We start from the raw sequence: 16,610 nt of genomic DNA on the forward strand, positions 1-16,610 counted from the left end.
ATGGGCGCCTATATTCTCCGCCGCCTGTTGCTGGTCATTCCGACCCTTCTGGGCATCATGATCGTCAACTTCACGCTGGTGCAGTTCGTGCCGGGAGGCCCGGTCGAGCAGATCATCGCCCAGATCGAAGGGCAGGGTGATGTGTTTGCCGGTTTTGCCGGCTCGGGTGAAGCCGGGGCCAGCGCCGAACCTGCTGGCGGGTTCGATGACAAATATGTCGGCGCACGAGGTCTGCCGCCTGAATTCATTGCCCAGCTTGAAAAAGAATTCGGGTTCGACAAGCCGCCGCTTGAGCGGTTCCTGTCCATGATGGGTAACTATCTGACGCTGGATTTCGGTGAAAGCTACTTCCGTTCGATCAGCGTGATCGACCTTGTGCTGGAAAAGATGCCGGTATCGATCTCGCTTGGTCTGTGGTCGACCCTGATCGCCTATCTGGTTTCCATTCCGCTGGGTATCCGCAAGGCGGTCCGGGATGGATCAACCTTTGATACCTGGACCAGCGGCGCGATAATCGTGGCCTACGCCATCCCCGGGTTTCTGTTCGCCATCCTTCTGCTTGTCCTGTTTGCCGGTGGGTCGTACTGGCAGATCTTCCCGCTGCGCGGGCTGACGTCGGACAATTGGGACAGCCTCAGTCTGGTTGGCAAGGTTCTGGATTACTTCTGGCACATCACGTTGCCGGTTGTGGCCTCGACCATCGCCGCCTTTGCGACACTGACGCTGCTGACCAAGAACTCGTTTCTTGACGAGATCAAAAAGCACTATGTCATGACTGCACGCGCCAAGGGGCTGAGTGAGAGCAAGGTTCTGTATGGTCACGTTTTCCGCAACGCCATGCTGATTGTGATTGCAGGCTTTCCGGCGGTGTTTATCGGGGTCTTCTTCTCGGGCTCGATCATCATCGAAACGATCTTTTCACTCGACGGCCTCGGTCGTTTGGGGTTCGAGGCCGCCGTCGCGCGGGACTATCCGGTGATCTTCGGGACGCTGTTCATCTTTGGCCTGCTCAGCCTTGTCATCGGTATCATCAGCGACCTGATGTACGTGCTGGTCGATCCGCGCATCGATTTCGAAAAGCGGGAGGGGTAAATGGCTATGTCACCTCTCAACCAGCGCCGCTGGCGCAACTTCCGGCGCAATGGCCGGGCCTTCTGGTCGCTGATCATATTCTCTGTGCTGTTCGGTGTGTCGCTTTTTGCCGAGTTCATCGCCAATGACAAACCGATCCTGGTGAAGTACCGGGGTGAGTTCTTTACTCCGATTTTCAGGTTCTACCCGGAAACCGATTTCGGCGGCGACTTCAAGACCGAGGCGATCTATCGCGACCCCGAGGTCCAGTGCCTGATCGACAGTGGTGGGCTGGAAGACTGCTTTGACGACCCCGAAGGCATCATCGATGAAATTCAGGCGGGGACGTTCGAAGGAGAAGGCTTTGAACGGGGCTGGGCCATTTGGCCGCCTATCCCGTATTCATTCAACACGTCGGTTGATCGTCCGGGGGCCGCACCGCTGCCACCGAACGGTCAGAACCTGTTGGGCACGGATGATACAAAACGCGACGTTCTTGCCCGTGTGATCTATGGCTTCCGGCTTTCGATTCTGTTTACCCTGCTGGTCACAGGCGTTGCCAGTCTGATCGGTGTGTTTGCCGGTGCCATACAGGGCTTTTTCGGGGGCTGGCTGGATTTGATTTTCCAGCGGATCATCGAAATCTGGTCCGCCACCCCGTCGCTTTATGTCATCATCATCATGTTCGCCATTCTGGGACGAAGTTTCTGGCTGCTGGTCGCGCTGATGATCCTGTTTTCGTGGACCGGTCTGGTGGGCGTGGTCCGGGCGGAATTCCTGCGGGCGCGAAATCTGGAATACGTGCGCGCGGCCAAGGCGCTGGGCGTCGGCAACATGACCATCATGTTCCGCCACATGCTGCCCAATGCGATGGTGGCGACGCTGACTTTCATGCCCTTCATCGTCACCGGCACGATTGGTGGTCTGGCCTCGTTGGACTTTCTGGGTTTCGGTCTGCCTTCCTCGGCCCCGTCTTTGGGTGAGCTGACATTGCAGGCGAAACAGAACCTGCAGGCGCCCTGGCTGGCCTTCACCGCCTTTTTCACCTTTGCCATCATGCTGTCGCTTCTTGTCTTCATTTTCGAAGGCGTCCGCGATGCGTTCGACCCGAGAAAGACATTCTCATGAGCCTTCTTGCCGTGAACAACCTCAGGGTTTCATTTCAGCAGGACGGGCGCGTTTCGGCCGCAGTCAAAGGGGTCTCGTTCACCGTCGATCGTGGCGAAACCGTTGCTTTGGTGGGCGAGTCCGGATCAGGTAAATCGGTCACTGCGCTGTCTACGGTTTCCCTGCTTGGGGAAAGTGCAACGGTCGAAGGTTCTGTCCTTTATGACGGGCATGAGATGATCGGCGCATCCGAGCAGCGTCTGATGGACGTGCGCGGCAACGATATCAGCTTTATCTTTCAGGAGCCGATGACCTCGCTCAACCCGCTGCACACGATCCAAAAGCAGATGGCGGAATCTCTGGCGCTGCATCAGGGGCTTGTCGGAGATCAGGCGCGTGACCGGATTCTGGAACTGTTGAACAAGGTCGGTATCCGCGATCCCGAGGAGCGTCTGGACAGCTATCCGCATCAGTTGTCCGGCGGTCAGCGCCAGCGCGTGATGATTGCGATGGCATTGGCGAACAAGCCCGACATTCTGATCGCGGATGAGCCGACAACAGCGTTGGACGTGACAATTCAGGCCCAGATTCTGGAACTTCTGGCGGAATTGCAACGATCCGAAAACATGGGGATGTTATTCATTACCCACGATCTGGGCATCGTGCGGCGGATTGCCGATCGCGTCTGCGTCATGAAAGACGGTGAGATTGTCGAGACCGGCGAAACCACCGAAATCTTCGACAATCCGCAACATCCCTATACCAGAAAGCTGCTGGCGGCCGAGCCGTCGGGCTCACCTGATCCACTGCCCGTTGATGCGGAAGAAATTGCGCGCACCGATCACCTCAAGGTCTGGTTTCCGATCCAACGCGGGTTTTTCAAGCGCACGGTTGGCTACGTAAAGGCGGTGAACGACGCCTCGATTTCCGTTCGGGCAGGTGAAACACTAGGCATCGTTGGCGAGAGCGGTTCGGGCAAAACAACACTGGCGCTTGCGATCATGCGGTTGATCTCGTCCGAAGGCGGGATCACCTTTCGCGATCGGGATGTGCGGCGATGGTCCACGCGGCAGTTGCGGCGTCTGCGCAAGGATATGCAGATCGTGTTTCAGGACCCGTTCGGTTCGCTGAGCCCGCGCATGACGTGCCAGCAGATCATCGCCGAAGGGTTGGCCATTCACAACGTGGACCCACATCGCGAGCCGCGCGAACTGGTTGCCGAAGTGATGGACGAAGTCGGTCTGGATCCGGAGGCGATGGACCGCTATCCGCACGAGTTCTCGGGCGGTCAGCGGCAGCGTATCGCGATTGCGCGGGCGATGGTCCTGCGGCCCAAACTGCTGGTTCTGGACGAGCCGACCAGCGCACTGGACATGACGGTGCAGGTGCAGATCGTCGATTTGCTTCGGAACCTGCAGCGTAAATACGGTCTGGCCTATCTGTTCATATCGCACGACCTGAAGGTTGTGCGGGCGATGTCCCACAACGTGCTGGTGATGAAACAGGGCGACATTGTTGAGATGGGCACTGCCGATGCGCTGTTTGAAAACGCCCAAACCGCATATACCCGCGAACTGATCGCGGCGGCGGGATAGGGCGGGCTTTGTGCCCGCCCGCCTGCGCCAAAATCGCCGGTCCTTTTTTCAATTTCTGAACTGGCGCCTTTGCGTATCGACCGTTACCTGCCTCCGCCCGAAAGACGGGCAGAGGCTCCTTGGCGAACCCGTTAGTGGGCGTTGGCTTTTTCGCGGGATACCTTTGGTGCCTGACCGCGAAGCTCTTCATAGTGATCAAAGCGAAGCTTCACCCAGCCGGTTCCGCGCGTCGCGCTTGCCAGGGTGCGATGCAACTCGTCTTCGGCAACCGCCGGAAGCATTGCGTTGAAGATCTCCCAGCCGGGTGCGTTCGGGTTGCCTTCAAAGCCCAGAACCTGCCCCTGCAACGAGCTGATCGTCGGAACCAGATCGCCAACATACAGTGACGGCAGATGAATTTCAGCATGCAAAATCGGCTGCAGAACCACTGGTTTTGCCTCCGGCAGTGCTTCGCGCACGGCATTTTTGCCCGCCGTGCGGAAGGCATAGTCCGAACTGTCGACGCTGTGGTGCTTGCCGTCCTTCAGTGTGACTTTCAGGTCGACCACGGGAAACCCTTGGGGGCCTTGCGCAAGCGCATCCTCGGCACCGTGCTGAACCGACGGGATATAGTTCTTTGGAACGGCACCGCCCTTGACCACATCGTCAAACTCAAACCCCGATCCGCGCGGCATGGGCGTGATCGAGATCACCACATCGGCAAATTGCCCCGCGCCCCCCGATTGCTTGCGATGGCGATGCCGATGCTCGACCGGGGACTGGATTGTCTCTCTGTAGGCGGTTTCGACTGGTTCGGCCTCGATCTCGATACCAAAGTCCTCGGCCAGTTTGGCGGTGATGCGACGCATGTGCTGCGGCCCTTGAGTGCCGATAACCGCATGTCCGCTGTGCTCGTCCTGGCTGAGGTGCAGGCCCGGGTCGATTTCGTCCAGCCGGGCCAAAGCGTTGGACAACCGCACATCGTCACGTTCATGAGTGGGCGAGACAACCTGCCGGAACCCGGATGGGTGTGAACTGGCCCATTCCGGCAAAGGCGTCGCGTCAGCGCTGTCATACAGGCTGCCGGGATTGAGGTGATCGGATTTCACCGCCAGACCAATCTGCCCGGCCTCAAGCGAGCCGATCTGAGTTTTGGCGTCAAGCGTTGTGAGATTGCCCACGGTTTCACCGCCAAGGTCTTCGTGCGCCTTCACCCCTTGCCCAAGTCCACGCAGGACGATGATTTTGCCGATGTGTTTTTTCACATCGGCAAAACCGGCGATGGCACGGGCGTTGTCGGCGGCTTCGTCCCGGCCTGCGGCAATGTCAAATTCAGGTGCCTCGTGCCGCAGTGCCTTCATCAGGCGGGTCAGGCCGTTGCCATGGCTGGCCGCACCCAGACAGGCCGGTATTAGCTGGTGATTCTGCAGGACCTGCGCGGCAAGATCGTAAATTTCTGCGCTCGGCGGCTGCTTGTCCTCGATCAGTTGCTCCAGAAGATTGTCGTCGAAATCCGAAAGCGTCTCCAGCAGTTCTGTCCGGGCCTCCTGTTCCCGGTCTTCTGCGTTCTGAGGCAATTCGATCAGGGCCGAGGGCTGCCCTTCCTGATATTTCCACGCGCGTTCCGAGATCAGGTCGACGGCCCCGATCACCTGATCGCCGTCACGGATAGGAACCTGACGAAGCGTGATGTGATGCGTGCAATAGGTCTGGAGCGACGAAATGATGTCGCGGACCCGTCCGTTGGGGCTGTCCATTCGGTTTATGAACAGGAAACAGGGAATACCTGCCTCTTCCACCAGCCGCAGATAAGGTGCGCACAAGACTGCTGCGTCAGGGTCTGGCGGTACCACCACCACCGCAGCATCGGAAATTGCCATGGCAGGTCCGACATAGGCCAGTGCATCGCCGCCCCCGTCCACATCGATGGCGCACCACGGCTCGCCCAAATAAGAAAAACCGTGCAAGTGCACGGTTCCGGATACGTCAAATGTGGTTGGCCGGCCGTCGAGGCGGCTGATGGCCTCGACCAGTGTGGATTTTCCAGACTGGCTGGGGCCGAGGACGGTAAAGACGCGCATGGGTGCTGTCCCTCTCTCTGGTTGCAGTTCCGCTGCACGAAAGGGGCGTCGAACGCGATTGCGTCGGCTCAATCTGTCTGTAACTCGGCCTGCCTCGGGTAAGGGAAAAACTATGCCCCCGTGTCCTGAGTGTGGGAAATACCCAAGGCATGCGTCAAGCCCCTCTGCCAATTTTGGAGAAGTTGGCGGTGTTGGCCGCCAATCCCGTTGGTTTCAGATCGCCGAACTGTGACCCGCCTTGCTGAGGTCATATGCGTCAAAGCTTCCGGCGATCATTCGGGTCAGCGGTCGCGCTTCGGGCGGAATGGAAAGCCCGTTTTCCGTGACGCGCAGCAACCCCTCAAAGTCGCGGTTGGCTGTTTCATACATTGCGTTCAGCTCTGCCGCGGAAATCCGGTGGTCGCGCAGAATCTCGGCCGAGTCGATCCGGAAATCGCACATCAACGCTTCGATCAACCTTGCACGCAGGACGTCCTGCCCTTTGAAAAGGTGACCGCGGGATGTTGAAAAACGCCCCTCCCGGATCGCCTTGGTATGGGCAGATGTTGCCGGCGCGTTCTGCGCATAGCCTTGCGGGAAACGCGATATGGAACTGGCGCCGACACCAATCAGTATGTCGGCCTGATCATCAGTATATCCCTGAAAGTTCCGTTTCAGGCGACCGGCCCGCAATGCGCGGGTCAACCCGTCCTCCTGCGTGGCAAAGTGGTCAATGCCGATCTCGGCGTAGTTATCCCACATGAACAGGCGGCGCGCGGTGTCGAACAGGTCTAGCCGCTGTTCGGGGGTTGGCAGGGCGTCCGACGGAATCAGCTGCTGGCGCTTAGCCATCCATGGAACGTGAGCATATCCATACAGCGCCACCCGATCCGGGTTGAGCGACAATAGCTTTTGCACGCTTTCCGTCATGCGCGCTTTGGTCTGATGCGGCAGACCATACAGAATGTCTGCGTTCAGACTGGAAATGCCGCGCGCGCGAATCATATCAGCGGCCTTGCGCGTGGTGTCATAGCTTTGGATGCGGCCGATGGTCTTTTGAATTTCATCGTCGAAATCCTGCACACCGATCGAGGCACGGTTCATCCCGGCCTCGGCAAGGGCGTCCAGACGTCCTTCGTCGATTTCGTTCGGATCGATCTCAACCGAGAATTCCGCATCTGGCCCTAGCGGAACAATTTCCAGAATGCGGCCTGCAAGATCGCGCATCAGGTCGGGATTCAGCAAGGTCGGTGTACCGCCGCCCCAGTGCAGGCGTGACAGCGTCACCCCCTCTGGCAGGCGGTCGGCAAGCATGTCCAGTTCGGCTTTAAGCACATCCACGTAGGCGATCACGGGATTGTCGGTTTGCGTACCTTGTGTCCGGCACGCGCAGAACCAGCACAGCCGACGGCAGAACGGAACGTGGATATAAAGCGATACGGCGCTGCCGGGTTTGATGCCGGAAATCCAGTCGCCAAACATCTCTGGCCCCACGTCGTTGTTGAAGTGGGGGGCGGTCGGGTAGCTCGTGTAGCGCGGAACTTTCGCGTCAAAAAGTCCGAGCTTGGCCAATTGTGGTTTCGCTATCATGTCGATACCGTTATGTGATGGCTGGTTCAGGTACCTTGACCGAGATCAAGTGGAAACGCGCATGACCCTACAAGTCCAGTTTGACCATTCGAATTGCGGCGACTGTCCGATCCGACATCGGGCGGTCTGTGCCCATTGCGACCGCGATGAACTCGAAGATCTTGAGGAAATCAAATATTACCGCAGTTTCGAAGCGGGCCAGACGATCATCTGGTCCGGGGATCAGATGAACTTTGTGGGCTCGATGGTGCAGGGAATCGCCTCACTGACGCAGACCATGGAGGACGGGCGCACCCAGATGGTGGGTCTGTTGTTGCCCAGCGACTTCGTCGGGCGCCCCGGGCGCGAAGCGGCACCTTATGACGTGCAGGCCACGACCGACGTAGTGATGTGCTGTTTCCGAAAGAAACCGTTCGAAGAACTGATGGGGCGCACGCCGCATATTGCCCATCGTTTGCTGCAGATGACGCTGGACGAGCTTGACGCCGCGCGCGAGTGGATGCTGGTACTGGGCCGCAAGACAGCGCGGGAAAAGATTGCAAGCCTCTTGTCCATCATAGCCCGCCGGGATGCGTCAATCGGAAAAGGCGGCATGACCGGCCCGATCGTGTTCGATCTGCCCCTCACTCGCGAGGCGATGGCGGATTACCTAGGGCTGACACTGGAAACCGTAAGCCGCCAGATTTCTGCCCTCAGGAAAGAAGGCGTTATCAGCCTTGAGGGTAAGCGTCACGTCACCGTCCCGGACATGGGCCGCCTGATGGAAGAGGCCGGTGACGATACGGATGGCGGCTTTTTGGTCTAGTCAAAGCCTTTCAGCCAATTGACCACGCGATCAGCCGGAGATTTCAGCCTGATTCGACGTGGGCTCCACAGTTTCAGGCTATCGGGCAACTCAACACGCGTATTGAACGGGGCAACCAGTTGGCCGCTGTGCAAATAAGGCGCGATCAGCGCCTCGTGTCCGATCAGAACGCCCGCGCCGTTGACGGCCTCCTCTACGGCCAGCGCGTATAACGAGAAAACCGGTCCGCGCGGAACAAAACTGTGCCCGGGCATTGCCGCGTCTGCCCAGATTCGCCAATCCTCCGACCAGGTCGTGTCCGACAGGCACGTTACCTCCCGCAGATCCTCGGGTGTGTTCAGGCGTTTGGCCAACGATGGTGTGCAAACCGGGTAGATGACGTTTTTCGCGACGGTTTCACCATGGTCACCGCCAAAGAACAGAAACAGATCGTAGGGCGCGCGTTTTTGGTTCGGTGGTGCTTCTTCCGCTGTCAGCGATACTTCGATCTCCGGTGCAGCCTGACGCAATTCGGGCAGTCGCGGGGACAACCAAAGCTGAGCGACCGATGGCAGTGTCACGATATGCACGACATTCGGTTTGGCTTCTGCCCTCAGGGTTTGGGTTGCCTGACCCAGCGTGTCGAAGGCTTGTGTAAGGTCCGGCAAGACGCGCTGCCCAAGTGCGGTCAGTTCGACGCCCTTGGCATTTCGGTCGAACAGGGCTGCGCCCAGTTCCGATTCAAGGGCCTTGATGTGGGCCGAGATTGCGCCCGCGCTGACGCCAAGCTCCTCTGCTGCTGCCGAGAACCCGCCAAGGCGCGCAGAGGCCTCGAAAGCACGCAATGCATTCAGCGGCAGGGGCTTAGGTAGGGGTGGCGAAACGCTCATTAGCAAAGGCTCAGTTTTTCTGACCCTAATTTTCCGGAAATCTGATTTGTATGCAAGCCGGGAGTTTCGCATTCTGATCGCAACAAAACGGAGGTTCAGATGCCACAGCTTGCCCACCGCCCCTGGGTGCCGTCCCATTGTGAAGACTATATCCAGACAATCGCTGCGAATACCGCCGGCGCCGATCCGGCGTCCGTCCAGAACCGACTGGATGAACTGGTCCGGCGCAACACCGAAATTCATGATGCAGAGTGCTTTAACCTCAACCCGGCAACGAATGTAATGAATCCGCGGGCCGAGGCGATACTGGCCAAGGGTCTGGGCAGCCGCCCGTCGCTTGGCTATCCCGGCGACAAATACGAGATGGGGCTGGAAGCCATCGAAGAGATCGAGGTTATTGCAGCCGAGCTTGCGGCGCGGGTTTTCAACGCGCGTTACGCGGAAATTCGGGTGGGTTCCGGGGCTTTGGCCAACCTTTATGGCTTTATGGCGCTTTCCAAACCGGGCGACACAATCATCGCGCCGCCCGCATCCATCGGTGGGCACGTTACACACCACTCCGGCGGTTGCGCCGGGCTGTACGGCCTCAACACTCTGAATGCTCCGGTGGACGCAGATGGCTACAGCCTTGATCTGGACGGGTTACACGCGCTGGTCCGGGACCGCCAGCCGCGGCTGATCACGGTCGGGGGGTCGCTGAACCTGTTTCCGCATCCCGTTGCCGCCGTGCGCGAGATTGCGGATGAAGTTGGCGCAAAGGTCTTGTTCGACGCCGCTCATCAGTGTGGCGTCATCGCCAGTGGGGCTTGGGCAAATCCGCTGGACGAGGGGGCGCATCTTATGACGATGAGTACCTACAAAAGCCTTGGTGGCCCAGCCGGTGGCCTGATCGTGACCAACGAGGCAGACATTGCCGAACAGCTGGACGCAATCGCCTTTCCCGGCATGACCGCTAATTTTGATGCGGCAAAATCGGCAGCTTTGGCTGTCTCGATGCTGGACTGGATAGAATTCGGCGCAGATTACGGCCAGGCGATGATTGAACTGGCGCAGGCGTTAGCCGGGGAACTGGCAGCACAGGGTCTGCCGGTGTTCCAGGGCAAGGGCGGTGCCACCGCGTCGCACCAGTTTGCGATTGAGGCAGAAGGCTTCGGGGGCGGTCAGGTCGCGTCAAAGACGCTGCGGCAGGCTGGCTTTCTTGCCTGCGGGATTGGGTTGCCCATCGCGCCTGTCGCGGGTGACATGAACGGTCTGCGCATCGGAACGCCCGAATTGGTTCGGCGCGGGGTGACCCTAGAGCACGCCAACACGCTTGCGGAATTGATCTCGCGCGGGCTGACCAGCGATGATCCTGCCTCGGTTGCGGTGCAAACGCGGGAATTGCGGGGACAGTTTCAGGGAATGCACTACGTTCGGGCGTGACCTGCGCGCCTTCCCGTGATCTGATAGGTCTGAGTTTGCAGGATATTGGGAGGCGAGAATGGAATTTGGAAGCCTGTTGGCAATGCTCTTTGTCGGGGCCATCGCAGGATGGTTGTCGGGCAAGATCATGGAGGGGCGCGGTTTCGGCCTGATCGGCAATGTCATCGTCGGGATTGTTGGCGCGTTTCTGGCGGGAACCCTGTTTCCGGCGCTCGGGTTCTCGGTCGGGGGCGGAATGATATCCTCGATAATCTATGCGACGATCGGAGCGGTGATCCTGCTTTTCCTCATCGGGTTGATCCGCAAGGCCTGAGAACAGAAAAACCGCCCAAACCGGGCGGTTTTCTTGCTTGCAAAGCGCCTGTCTCCGTCAGTGCGCGAGGAACACCGGCACGGTGCATTGTTCCAGCATATTCCGGGTCGCTCCGCCCAATATCGCCTCTCGGAACCTTGAATGGCCATAGGCGCCCATGACGATCATGTCGGCTTCGGTGTCCACGGCATGGCGGTTCAGGATATCCGACACCCGCGTCATCGTCTTGCTCAGAACATCGATTTCGCATTTCACACCGTGCCGCGCCAGCATCTGGGACAGCATCCCGCCCGGGTCCGAGCGATCGGGGCCGTGGCGTGGTGGGTCGATGACAACGATACGCGCCAGCTCAGCCCGTTTCAGGAACGGCATTGCGCAGCGGATGGCACGCATCGCCTCGACGCTTTCGTTCCAACCAATCAGAATTGTGCGGGGCGTCGAAATCGGTTCGAAATCGTCCGGCACGACCAGTACCGGCGCGTGCCCCTCGAACATGGCGGCTTCGACGATGGGTTCCGCCTCGGCGCCGTGGCCCTCACCGTAGGGGCGGGGCAGGACGACAAGATCGGAAAACCGCGCCCGGTGCGCCACGTGGCGACCGATATCCGCAATTTGCGCGACACCGCTTTCCGCTGACCAGCGCACGCCGGATTTGCCCAGATAATCCTGCGCAAACGCCAGTATCTCGTCGGCCTCTGCATTGGCGCGGCTGAGCGTTTCCTGCAGGATCAGTGCGTTCGCGCCGGCATAGTAATACCCTGTCTGACTGCGATCGACCCCAAGGCAAAGTGCCTCGGCGTGGCCTTCCTGCGACGCCGCCAATGCCGTCAACTGCGCAAGCGCGGGTTTGGCCAGGGTTGTTTCCGTCATGACGGTGAGAAGGGATTTGTAAGACATCTCTACCTCGTGGTTCGGGTGCTTTGTCACATGCGACCAGTTTTCCCATTCATGGGATTATGCGTGTCACAGAATTCAGGTTATTGTTTTGATACAGATCAAAGCAACAGTTGCCCCTATTCTACAATACAGCAGCCAGTCTAATAAGTCTGGCGCGACGCGAGAATCGCGCGGGGCATGGCAAAGGGACGCAATATGTCGAATTATATCAAGCTGATCGCGCTTGGTCTGGTCGCGCTATTCGCAGCGATCGGAACCAACTATGCGCGGGATTTGGCGTATCAGGTGCATGCGATACTGGTGATGCTGATCGCCGGTGGGTTGTTCATCTGGACGCTGCGCAACACTGAAGAGCCAGATATTCTTGTTGATCGCTCGGCGGAATACATGGATGACGTTATCCGCTATGGCGTGATTGCCACCGCGTTCTGGGGTGTTGTCGGTTTCATCGCCGGTACCTTCATTGCATTTCAGCTAGCATTCCCGTCGCTCAATTTCGAATGGGCACAAGGGTATCTGAACTTTGGACGGCTGCGCCCGCTGCACACTTCAGCGGTGATCTTTGCCTTTGGCGGCAACGCCCTGATTGCGACTTCGTTCTACGTGGTGCAACGCACCAGCGCGGCACGCCTTTGGGGCGGCAATCTGGCGTGGTTCGTGTTCTGGGGCTATCAGCTGTTCATCGTGCTGGCCGCGACCGGCTATGTTCTGGGTGGTACCCAGTCCAAGGAATATGCCGAGCCGGAATGGTATGTTGACCTGTGGCTGACCATTGTCTGGGTTGCTTATCTGGCCGTGTTCCTCGGTACGATCATCAAACGGAAAGAACCGCATATCTATGTGGCCAACTGGTTCTATCTGGCGTTTATCGTCACCGTCGCCATGCTGCACCTGGTCAACAACATGACCATCCCGGTCAGCATCTGGGGTTCGAAGTCGGTCATCGTCTGGTCCGGTGTTCAGGACGCCATGATCCAGTGGTGGTACGGCCACAACGCTGTGGGCTTCTTCCTGACCGCGGGCTTCCTGGGCATGATGTACTACTTCATCCCGAAGCAGGCCGAGCGTCCGGTATTTTCGTACAAGCTGTCGATCATCCACTTCTGGGCGCTGATCTTCCTGTATATCTGGGCCGGTCCGCACCACTTGCACTATACCGCGTTGCCTGACTGGGCTTCGACGCTGGGTATGGTGTTCTCGGTCGTGCTGTGGATGCCTTCGTGGGGTGGTATGATCAACGGTCTGATGACCCTGTCGGGTGCATGGGACAAGCTGCGCACAGATCCCGTGATCCGCATGATGGTGATCTCGGTCGGGTTCTACGGCATGTCCACCTTTGAAGGTCCGATGATGTCGATCCGCGCCGTGAACAGCCTGTCTCACTATACCGACTGGACCATTGGTCACGTGCACTCGGGCGCGCTGGGCTGGAACGGCATGATCACCTTTGGTGCGCTGTACTTCCTGGTGCCTGTCCTGTGGAAGCGTGAGCGTCTGTACTCGCTGCAGTTGGTCAGCTGGCACTTCTGGCTCGCCACCATCGGCATCGTGCTCTACGCCGCGTCGATGTGGGTCACCGGCATCATGGAAGGCCTGATGTGGCGCGAAGTGGATGCCAACGGTTTCCTTGTGAACTCGTTCGCCGACACCGTGGCCGCCAAGTTCCCGATGTATGTGGTGCGCGCTCTGGGTGGTGTTCTGTTCGTCGCCGGTGCCGTGATCATGTGCTACAACCTGTGGATGACTGTGCGGAAAGCGCCGGCCAAAGAGGCCAGCCTGACCGTCGCGGTCCCGGCTGAATAAGGAGGGCCGGAGCAATGGCAATTCTCGACAAACACAAGATCCTCGAGACCAACGCGACCCTCCTGCTGGTGTTCAGCTTTCTGGTTGTGACCATCGGTGGCATCGTTCAGATCGCACCGCTGTTCTATCTGGAAAACACCATCGAGAAGGTGGAGGGGATGCGCCCCTACACCCCTCTCGAAATGGCGGGGCGCGAGATTTATCTGCGTGAAGGCTGCTATGTCTGCCACAGCCAGATGATCCGCCCGATGCGGGATGAGGTGGAACGCTATGGCCACTACTCGCTGGCGGCTGAATCGATGTATGATCATCCGTTCCAGTGGGGTTCCAAACGGACAGGGCCTGATCTGGCGCGCGTTGGTGGCCGCTATTCGGACGAATGGCATGCAGACCACCTGCGCGATCCCGAAGCGGTGGTGCCCGAGTCGGTGATGCCTAAATACGGCTTCCTCGAAAGAACCAAGCTGAACGGCAAATACATCGGCGACATCATGGCGGCGAACGCTCTGGTCGGTACCCCGTATACCGATGAGATGATTGAAAACGCCGTCGCCGACTTCCGGGCACAGGCGGATCCGGACAGCGACTATGACGGTCTGCTTGAACGCTATGGCGACAAGGTGAATGTGCGCAACTTTGATGGCCGTCCCGAGCTGACCGAAGCCGATGCGCTGATTGCTTATCTCCAGATGCTGGGAACGCTGGTCGATTTTTCGACCTTCGTCCCGGATGCGAACCGGTGAGGGGGGTGTAATGGAAGAATATACAATCCTCAGACAGTTCGCGGACAGCTGGATGTTGCTGGTGTTGTTCGTCTTTTTCATTGGCATCGTCATCTGGGTTTTCCGACCCGGTGCCAGCAAGGAATACAAAGACACAGCCAACATCCCGTTCCGGCATCAAGATAAACCCGCCACATCCAAGGAGGCGCGGCAATGAGCAAGACACCTGAAAAACAGCCGGGTGACCCCAATACGACCGGCCACAGCTGGGATGGGATCGAGGAATTTGACAACCCGATGCCGCGCTGGTGGCTGTGGACCTTTTACGTCACGATCATCTGGGGCGTGATCTATACCATCCTCTATCCGGCCTGGCCGTTGGTGAACCACGCCACAGCCGGTGTTCTGGGCTGGTCCTCGCGGGCTGACGTGAATGCCGAAATCACAGCTGTGGAAGAGGCGAACGCCTCGATCAATGACCGGCTGGCGTCGGTGGAACTGGCCGCAATTCAGAACGATCCCGAACTGAACAACTATGCCATTTCATCAGGCGCCGCCGTTTTCCGGACCTGGTGTGCGCAATGTCACGGGTCAGGCGCGGCCGGGGCGAAAGGCTATCCGAACCTGCTGGATGACAGCTGGCTTTGGGGCGGCGATATCGACAGTATCTACTTCACTGTCGCCCACGGCATCCGCAACGAAGAAAGCGATGATGCACGGTATTCGCAGATGCCCGCATTCGGTCGGGACGAGTTGCTGGGCAGCGAGGAAATCGATCAGGTCGTGAACTATGTCATGTCCCTGTCCGGTGAACCAAAGGACGCTGGCGCGGTTGAGGCCGGTTCGGTGGTCTTTGCCGACAATTGTGCATCCTGCCACGGCGAGGACGCGACAGGTGATCGTGAACAGGGCGCGCCAAACCTGACGGATGCGATCTGGCTCTATGGCGGGGATTACGACACGCTGACTGACAGTGTCTATAACAGCCGCTTTGGTGTGATGCCTGCCTGGAACAATCGCCTGACCGAGGCGCAGGTTCGCGCTGTATCCACCTATGTCCATCAGTTGGGCGGCGGTGAATAAGTAATAAGAACACCTTCGGGCGGCTTGCGCCCGAAGGCTGAGGCACCGGCTGTTCCATCTGTTCGCGCGTTTCCTGAACAGCCGGTGCCGATTTTTCCAGACTACTGACCTATTCCCATCCGGTCCAGACACCAGTCGCACCGGGGATTCCTGTCAAAGATTATTCAAGCCCACGTTCCACCTGATGCGGAAATTACGGCGCGCCCCGGACAACCAGCGGCGCGGTTTCACAGTCTTTTTGCTGGGTGCGTCCGTTACCTGGGGGCGATCAAAGCCGGTCGCGGTCATATAGGATTTTGCATAGATCGATAGCATGTCCACTCTCCGATTTGCAGTGTTGCCGTTGCTAAAAGGATTGATCTTCGGCGCCCGAAATGCGACTCAATTCGCATTGCTGTATGTAAGCAGGAGTTACATATGAACTGGATGAAGCTTCCACCGCTGGCGTCGCTCAGGGCGTTTTCGGCCTTTGCGGAAAAGGGAAATGTCGTTCAGGCTGGACAGGCATTGAATGTCAGTCACGCTGCCATCAGCCAACAACTCAGGGTGCTTGAAAGACATCTTGGCACAACCTTGCTGGACCGGTCTGGCAAAACACTGAAAATGACCGAAGAAGGACGACGGCTTGCCAACGTTCTGGAGCTCGGTTTCGGGGCCATCTGGTCCGTAGTCGGCGACCTGATTCAATCGGGCAAAGATCGTCCGGTCCATGTGTCTCTTACTGCGGCCTTTGCGGCCTCGTGGTTGATGCCGCGTCTGTCGGCATTTCAGGTCGCGCACCCCGAGATTGACCTGATACTCGACCCGAGCCCGGCGCTGGTGGAATTGCGTCCGGGGGGTGTGGATATGGCGATCAGGCATGGCGCAGGTGGATGGCCGGGGGTCGAGGCACAGATGCTTCTGAAAACGCCCATGGTTATCGTCGCCGCCCCTTCTTTGCTTGATGGCAGGACATCGGTGTCCGCATCCGAACTGGCGGAGCTGCCCTGGCTGGAAGAGGTCGGCACCACCGAAGCCACAACCTGGCTGGCCTCGCACGGTGTTCAGCATGGGCCGAAAGCAGGGCGGATCGCCTTGCCGGGCAACTTGCTGCTGGAGGGTGTGCGGGCAGGTCAGGGCGTAACGGTCACCGTGCGACATTTCGTCGAGCCAGAGATTGAATCCGGCCAGCTTGTCGAGCTGTATTCTCAGCCGGATCAGCGCGGCTATCACATCATTACAGGGCTTTCGCCACTTCGGCCGCCGGTCAGGACCTTCATCGCGTGGCTGAAACGTCAGGTCCGTGAAGCATGAT

The 16,610-nt window shown here is 58.7% G+C and carries 15 protein-coding genes; 11 read left to right on the top strand and 4 right to left on the bottom strand.

The genetic code is table 11. The features are described from left to right. The 3 genes from ACR0D6_RS21630 to ACR0D6_RS21640 are packed head-to-tail and all read left to right on the top strand — an operon-like array spanning position 1 to position 3,773. Complete coding sequence (locus tag ACR0D6_RS21630; RefSeq protein ID WP_170657177.1) at positions 1 to 1,092, top strand: microcin C ABC transporter permease YejB; 1,092 nt, start codon at positions 1 to 3, stop codon at positions 1,090 to 1,092. Then, the gene (locus ACR0D6_RS21635; RefSeq protein ID WP_480767060.1) at positions 1,093 to 2,199 is read left to right on the top strand and encodes an ABC transporter permease; all 1,107 of its coding nucleotides are present in this window, start codon (positions 1,093 to 1,095) and stop codon (positions 2,197 to 2,199) included. It abuts the gene before it with no gap. Then, positions 2,196 to 3,773 (top strand): ABC transporter ATP-binding protein, encoded by a 1,578-nt coding sequence (locus ACR0D6_RS21640; protein WP_480767061.1) that lies wholly within the window; start codon positions 2,196 to 2,198, stop codon positions 3,771 to 3,773. Before ACR0D6_RS21635 ends, ACR0D6_RS21640 begins: the two co-directional genes overlap by 4 nt. A 131-nt stretch (positions 3,774 to 3,904) precedes the next feature. On the opposite strand, the gene ACR0D6_RS21645 is transcribed toward ACR0D6_RS21640, so the two are convergent. Next, on the bottom strand, positions 3,905 to 5,833 hold the full coding sequence (locus tag ACR0D6_RS21645; protein WP_170657171.1) for an elongation factor G: 1,929 nt from the start codon (positions 5,831 to 5,833) through the stop codon (positions 3,905 to 3,907). Positions 5,834 to 6,046: 213 nt separating this feature from the next. Next, positions 6,047 to 7,402: an oxygen-independent coproporphyrinogen III oxidase gene (hemN, locus tag ACR0D6_RS21650; RefSeq protein ID WP_480767062.1), complete on the bottom strand. Its 1,356-nt coding sequence runs from the start codon at positions 7,400 to 7,402 to the stop codon at positions 6,047 to 6,049. Between the two features lie 61 nt (positions 7,403 to 7,463). Here hemN and fnrL point away from each other — a divergent pair, with 61 nt between their 5' ends. Beyond that, positions 7,464 to 8,207 carry a transcriptional regulator FnrL gene (gene fnrL / locus ACR0D6_RS21655; protein ID WP_170657167.1) on the top strand — a complete coding sequence of 248 codons (744 nt, stop codon included), beginning with the start codon at positions 7,464 to 7,466 and terminating at the stop codon, positions 8,205 to 8,207. Here the strand turns inward: fnrL and ACR0D6_RS21660 are convergent. Beyond that, positions 8,204 to 9,076, bottom strand: a complete 873-nt coding sequence (locus ACR0D6_RS21660) for a LysR family transcriptional regulator (RefSeq protein ID WP_480767063.1) — start codon at positions 9,074 to 9,076, stop codon at positions 8,204 to 8,206. The two genes, fnrL and ACR0D6_RS21660, sit on opposite strands and share 4 nt — an antisense overlap. 99 nt (positions 9,077 to 9,175) lie before the next feature. Here ACR0D6_RS21660 and ACR0D6_RS21665 point away from each other — a divergent pair, with 99 nt between their 5' ends. Beyond that, positions 9,176 to 10,498, top strand: a complete 1,323-nt coding sequence (locus ACR0D6_RS21665) for an aminotransferase class I/II-fold pyridoxal phosphate-dependent enzyme (RefSeq protein WP_480767064.1) — start codon at positions 9,176 to 9,178, stop codon at positions 10,496 to 10,498. 58 nt (positions 10,499 to 10,556) lie between these two features. Next, entirely contained in the window at positions 10,557 to 10,811 is a 255-nt protein-coding gene (locus tag ACR0D6_RS21670) for a GlsB/YeaQ/YmgE family stress response membrane protein (RefSeq protein WP_170657161.1), read from the top strand. A 57-nt stretch (positions 10,812 to 10,868) separates the two neighbouring features. On the opposite strand, the gene ACR0D6_RS21675 is transcribed toward ACR0D6_RS21670, so the two are convergent. Further along, positions 10,869 to 11,708: a universal stress protein gene (locus tag ACR0D6_RS21675; RefSeq protein ID WP_480767065.1), complete on the bottom strand. Its 840-nt coding sequence runs from the start codon at positions 11,706 to 11,708 to the stop codon at positions 10,869 to 10,871. A gap of 195 nt (positions 11,709 to 11,903) precedes the next feature. On the opposite strand from ACR0D6_RS21675, the gene ccoN reads away from it, so the two are divergent. From ccoN to ACR0D6_RS21700, 5 genes are all read left to right on the top strand, one after another. Then, positions 11,904 to 13,511 (top strand): cytochrome-c oxidase, cbb3-type subunit I, encoded by a 1,608-nt coding sequence (gene ccoN / locus ACR0D6_RS21680; RefSeq protein ID WP_170657156.1) that lies wholly within the window; start codon positions 11,904 to 11,906, stop codon positions 13,509 to 13,511. Between the two features lie 14 nt (positions 13,512 to 13,525). After that, positions 13,526 to 14,254, top strand: a complete 729-nt coding sequence (gene ccoO, locus ACR0D6_RS21685) for a cytochrome-c oxidase, cbb3-type subunit II (RefSeq protein ID WP_170657153.1) — start codon at positions 13,526 to 13,528, stop codon at positions 14,252 to 14,254. Between the two features lie 10 nt (positions 14,255 to 14,264). Further along, the gene (locus ACR0D6_RS21690) at positions 14,265 to 14,450 is read left to right on the top strand and encodes a cbb3-type cytochrome c oxidase subunit 3 (protein ID WP_170657151.1); all 186 of its coding nucleotides are present in this window, start codon (positions 14,265 to 14,267) and stop codon (positions 14,448 to 14,450) included. Continuing rightward, entirely contained in the window at positions 14,447 to 15,316 is an 870-nt protein-coding gene (gene ccoP, locus ACR0D6_RS21695; RefSeq protein WP_480767066.1) for a cytochrome-c oxidase, cbb3-type subunit III, read from the top strand. The genes ACR0D6_RS21690 and ccoP overlap by 4 nt, the downstream gene beginning before the upstream one ends. A gap of 417 nt (positions 15,317 to 15,733) precedes the next feature. Then, positions 15,734 to 16,609, top strand: a complete 876-nt coding sequence (locus ACR0D6_RS21700; RefSeq protein ID WP_480767067.1) for a LysR family transcriptional regulator — start codon at positions 15,734 to 15,736, stop codon at positions 16,607 to 16,609. The last annotated feature ends 1 nt before the right edge of the window (position 16,610 follow it).

This window comes from Ruegeria sp. BJ6 (assembly GCF_056537885.1).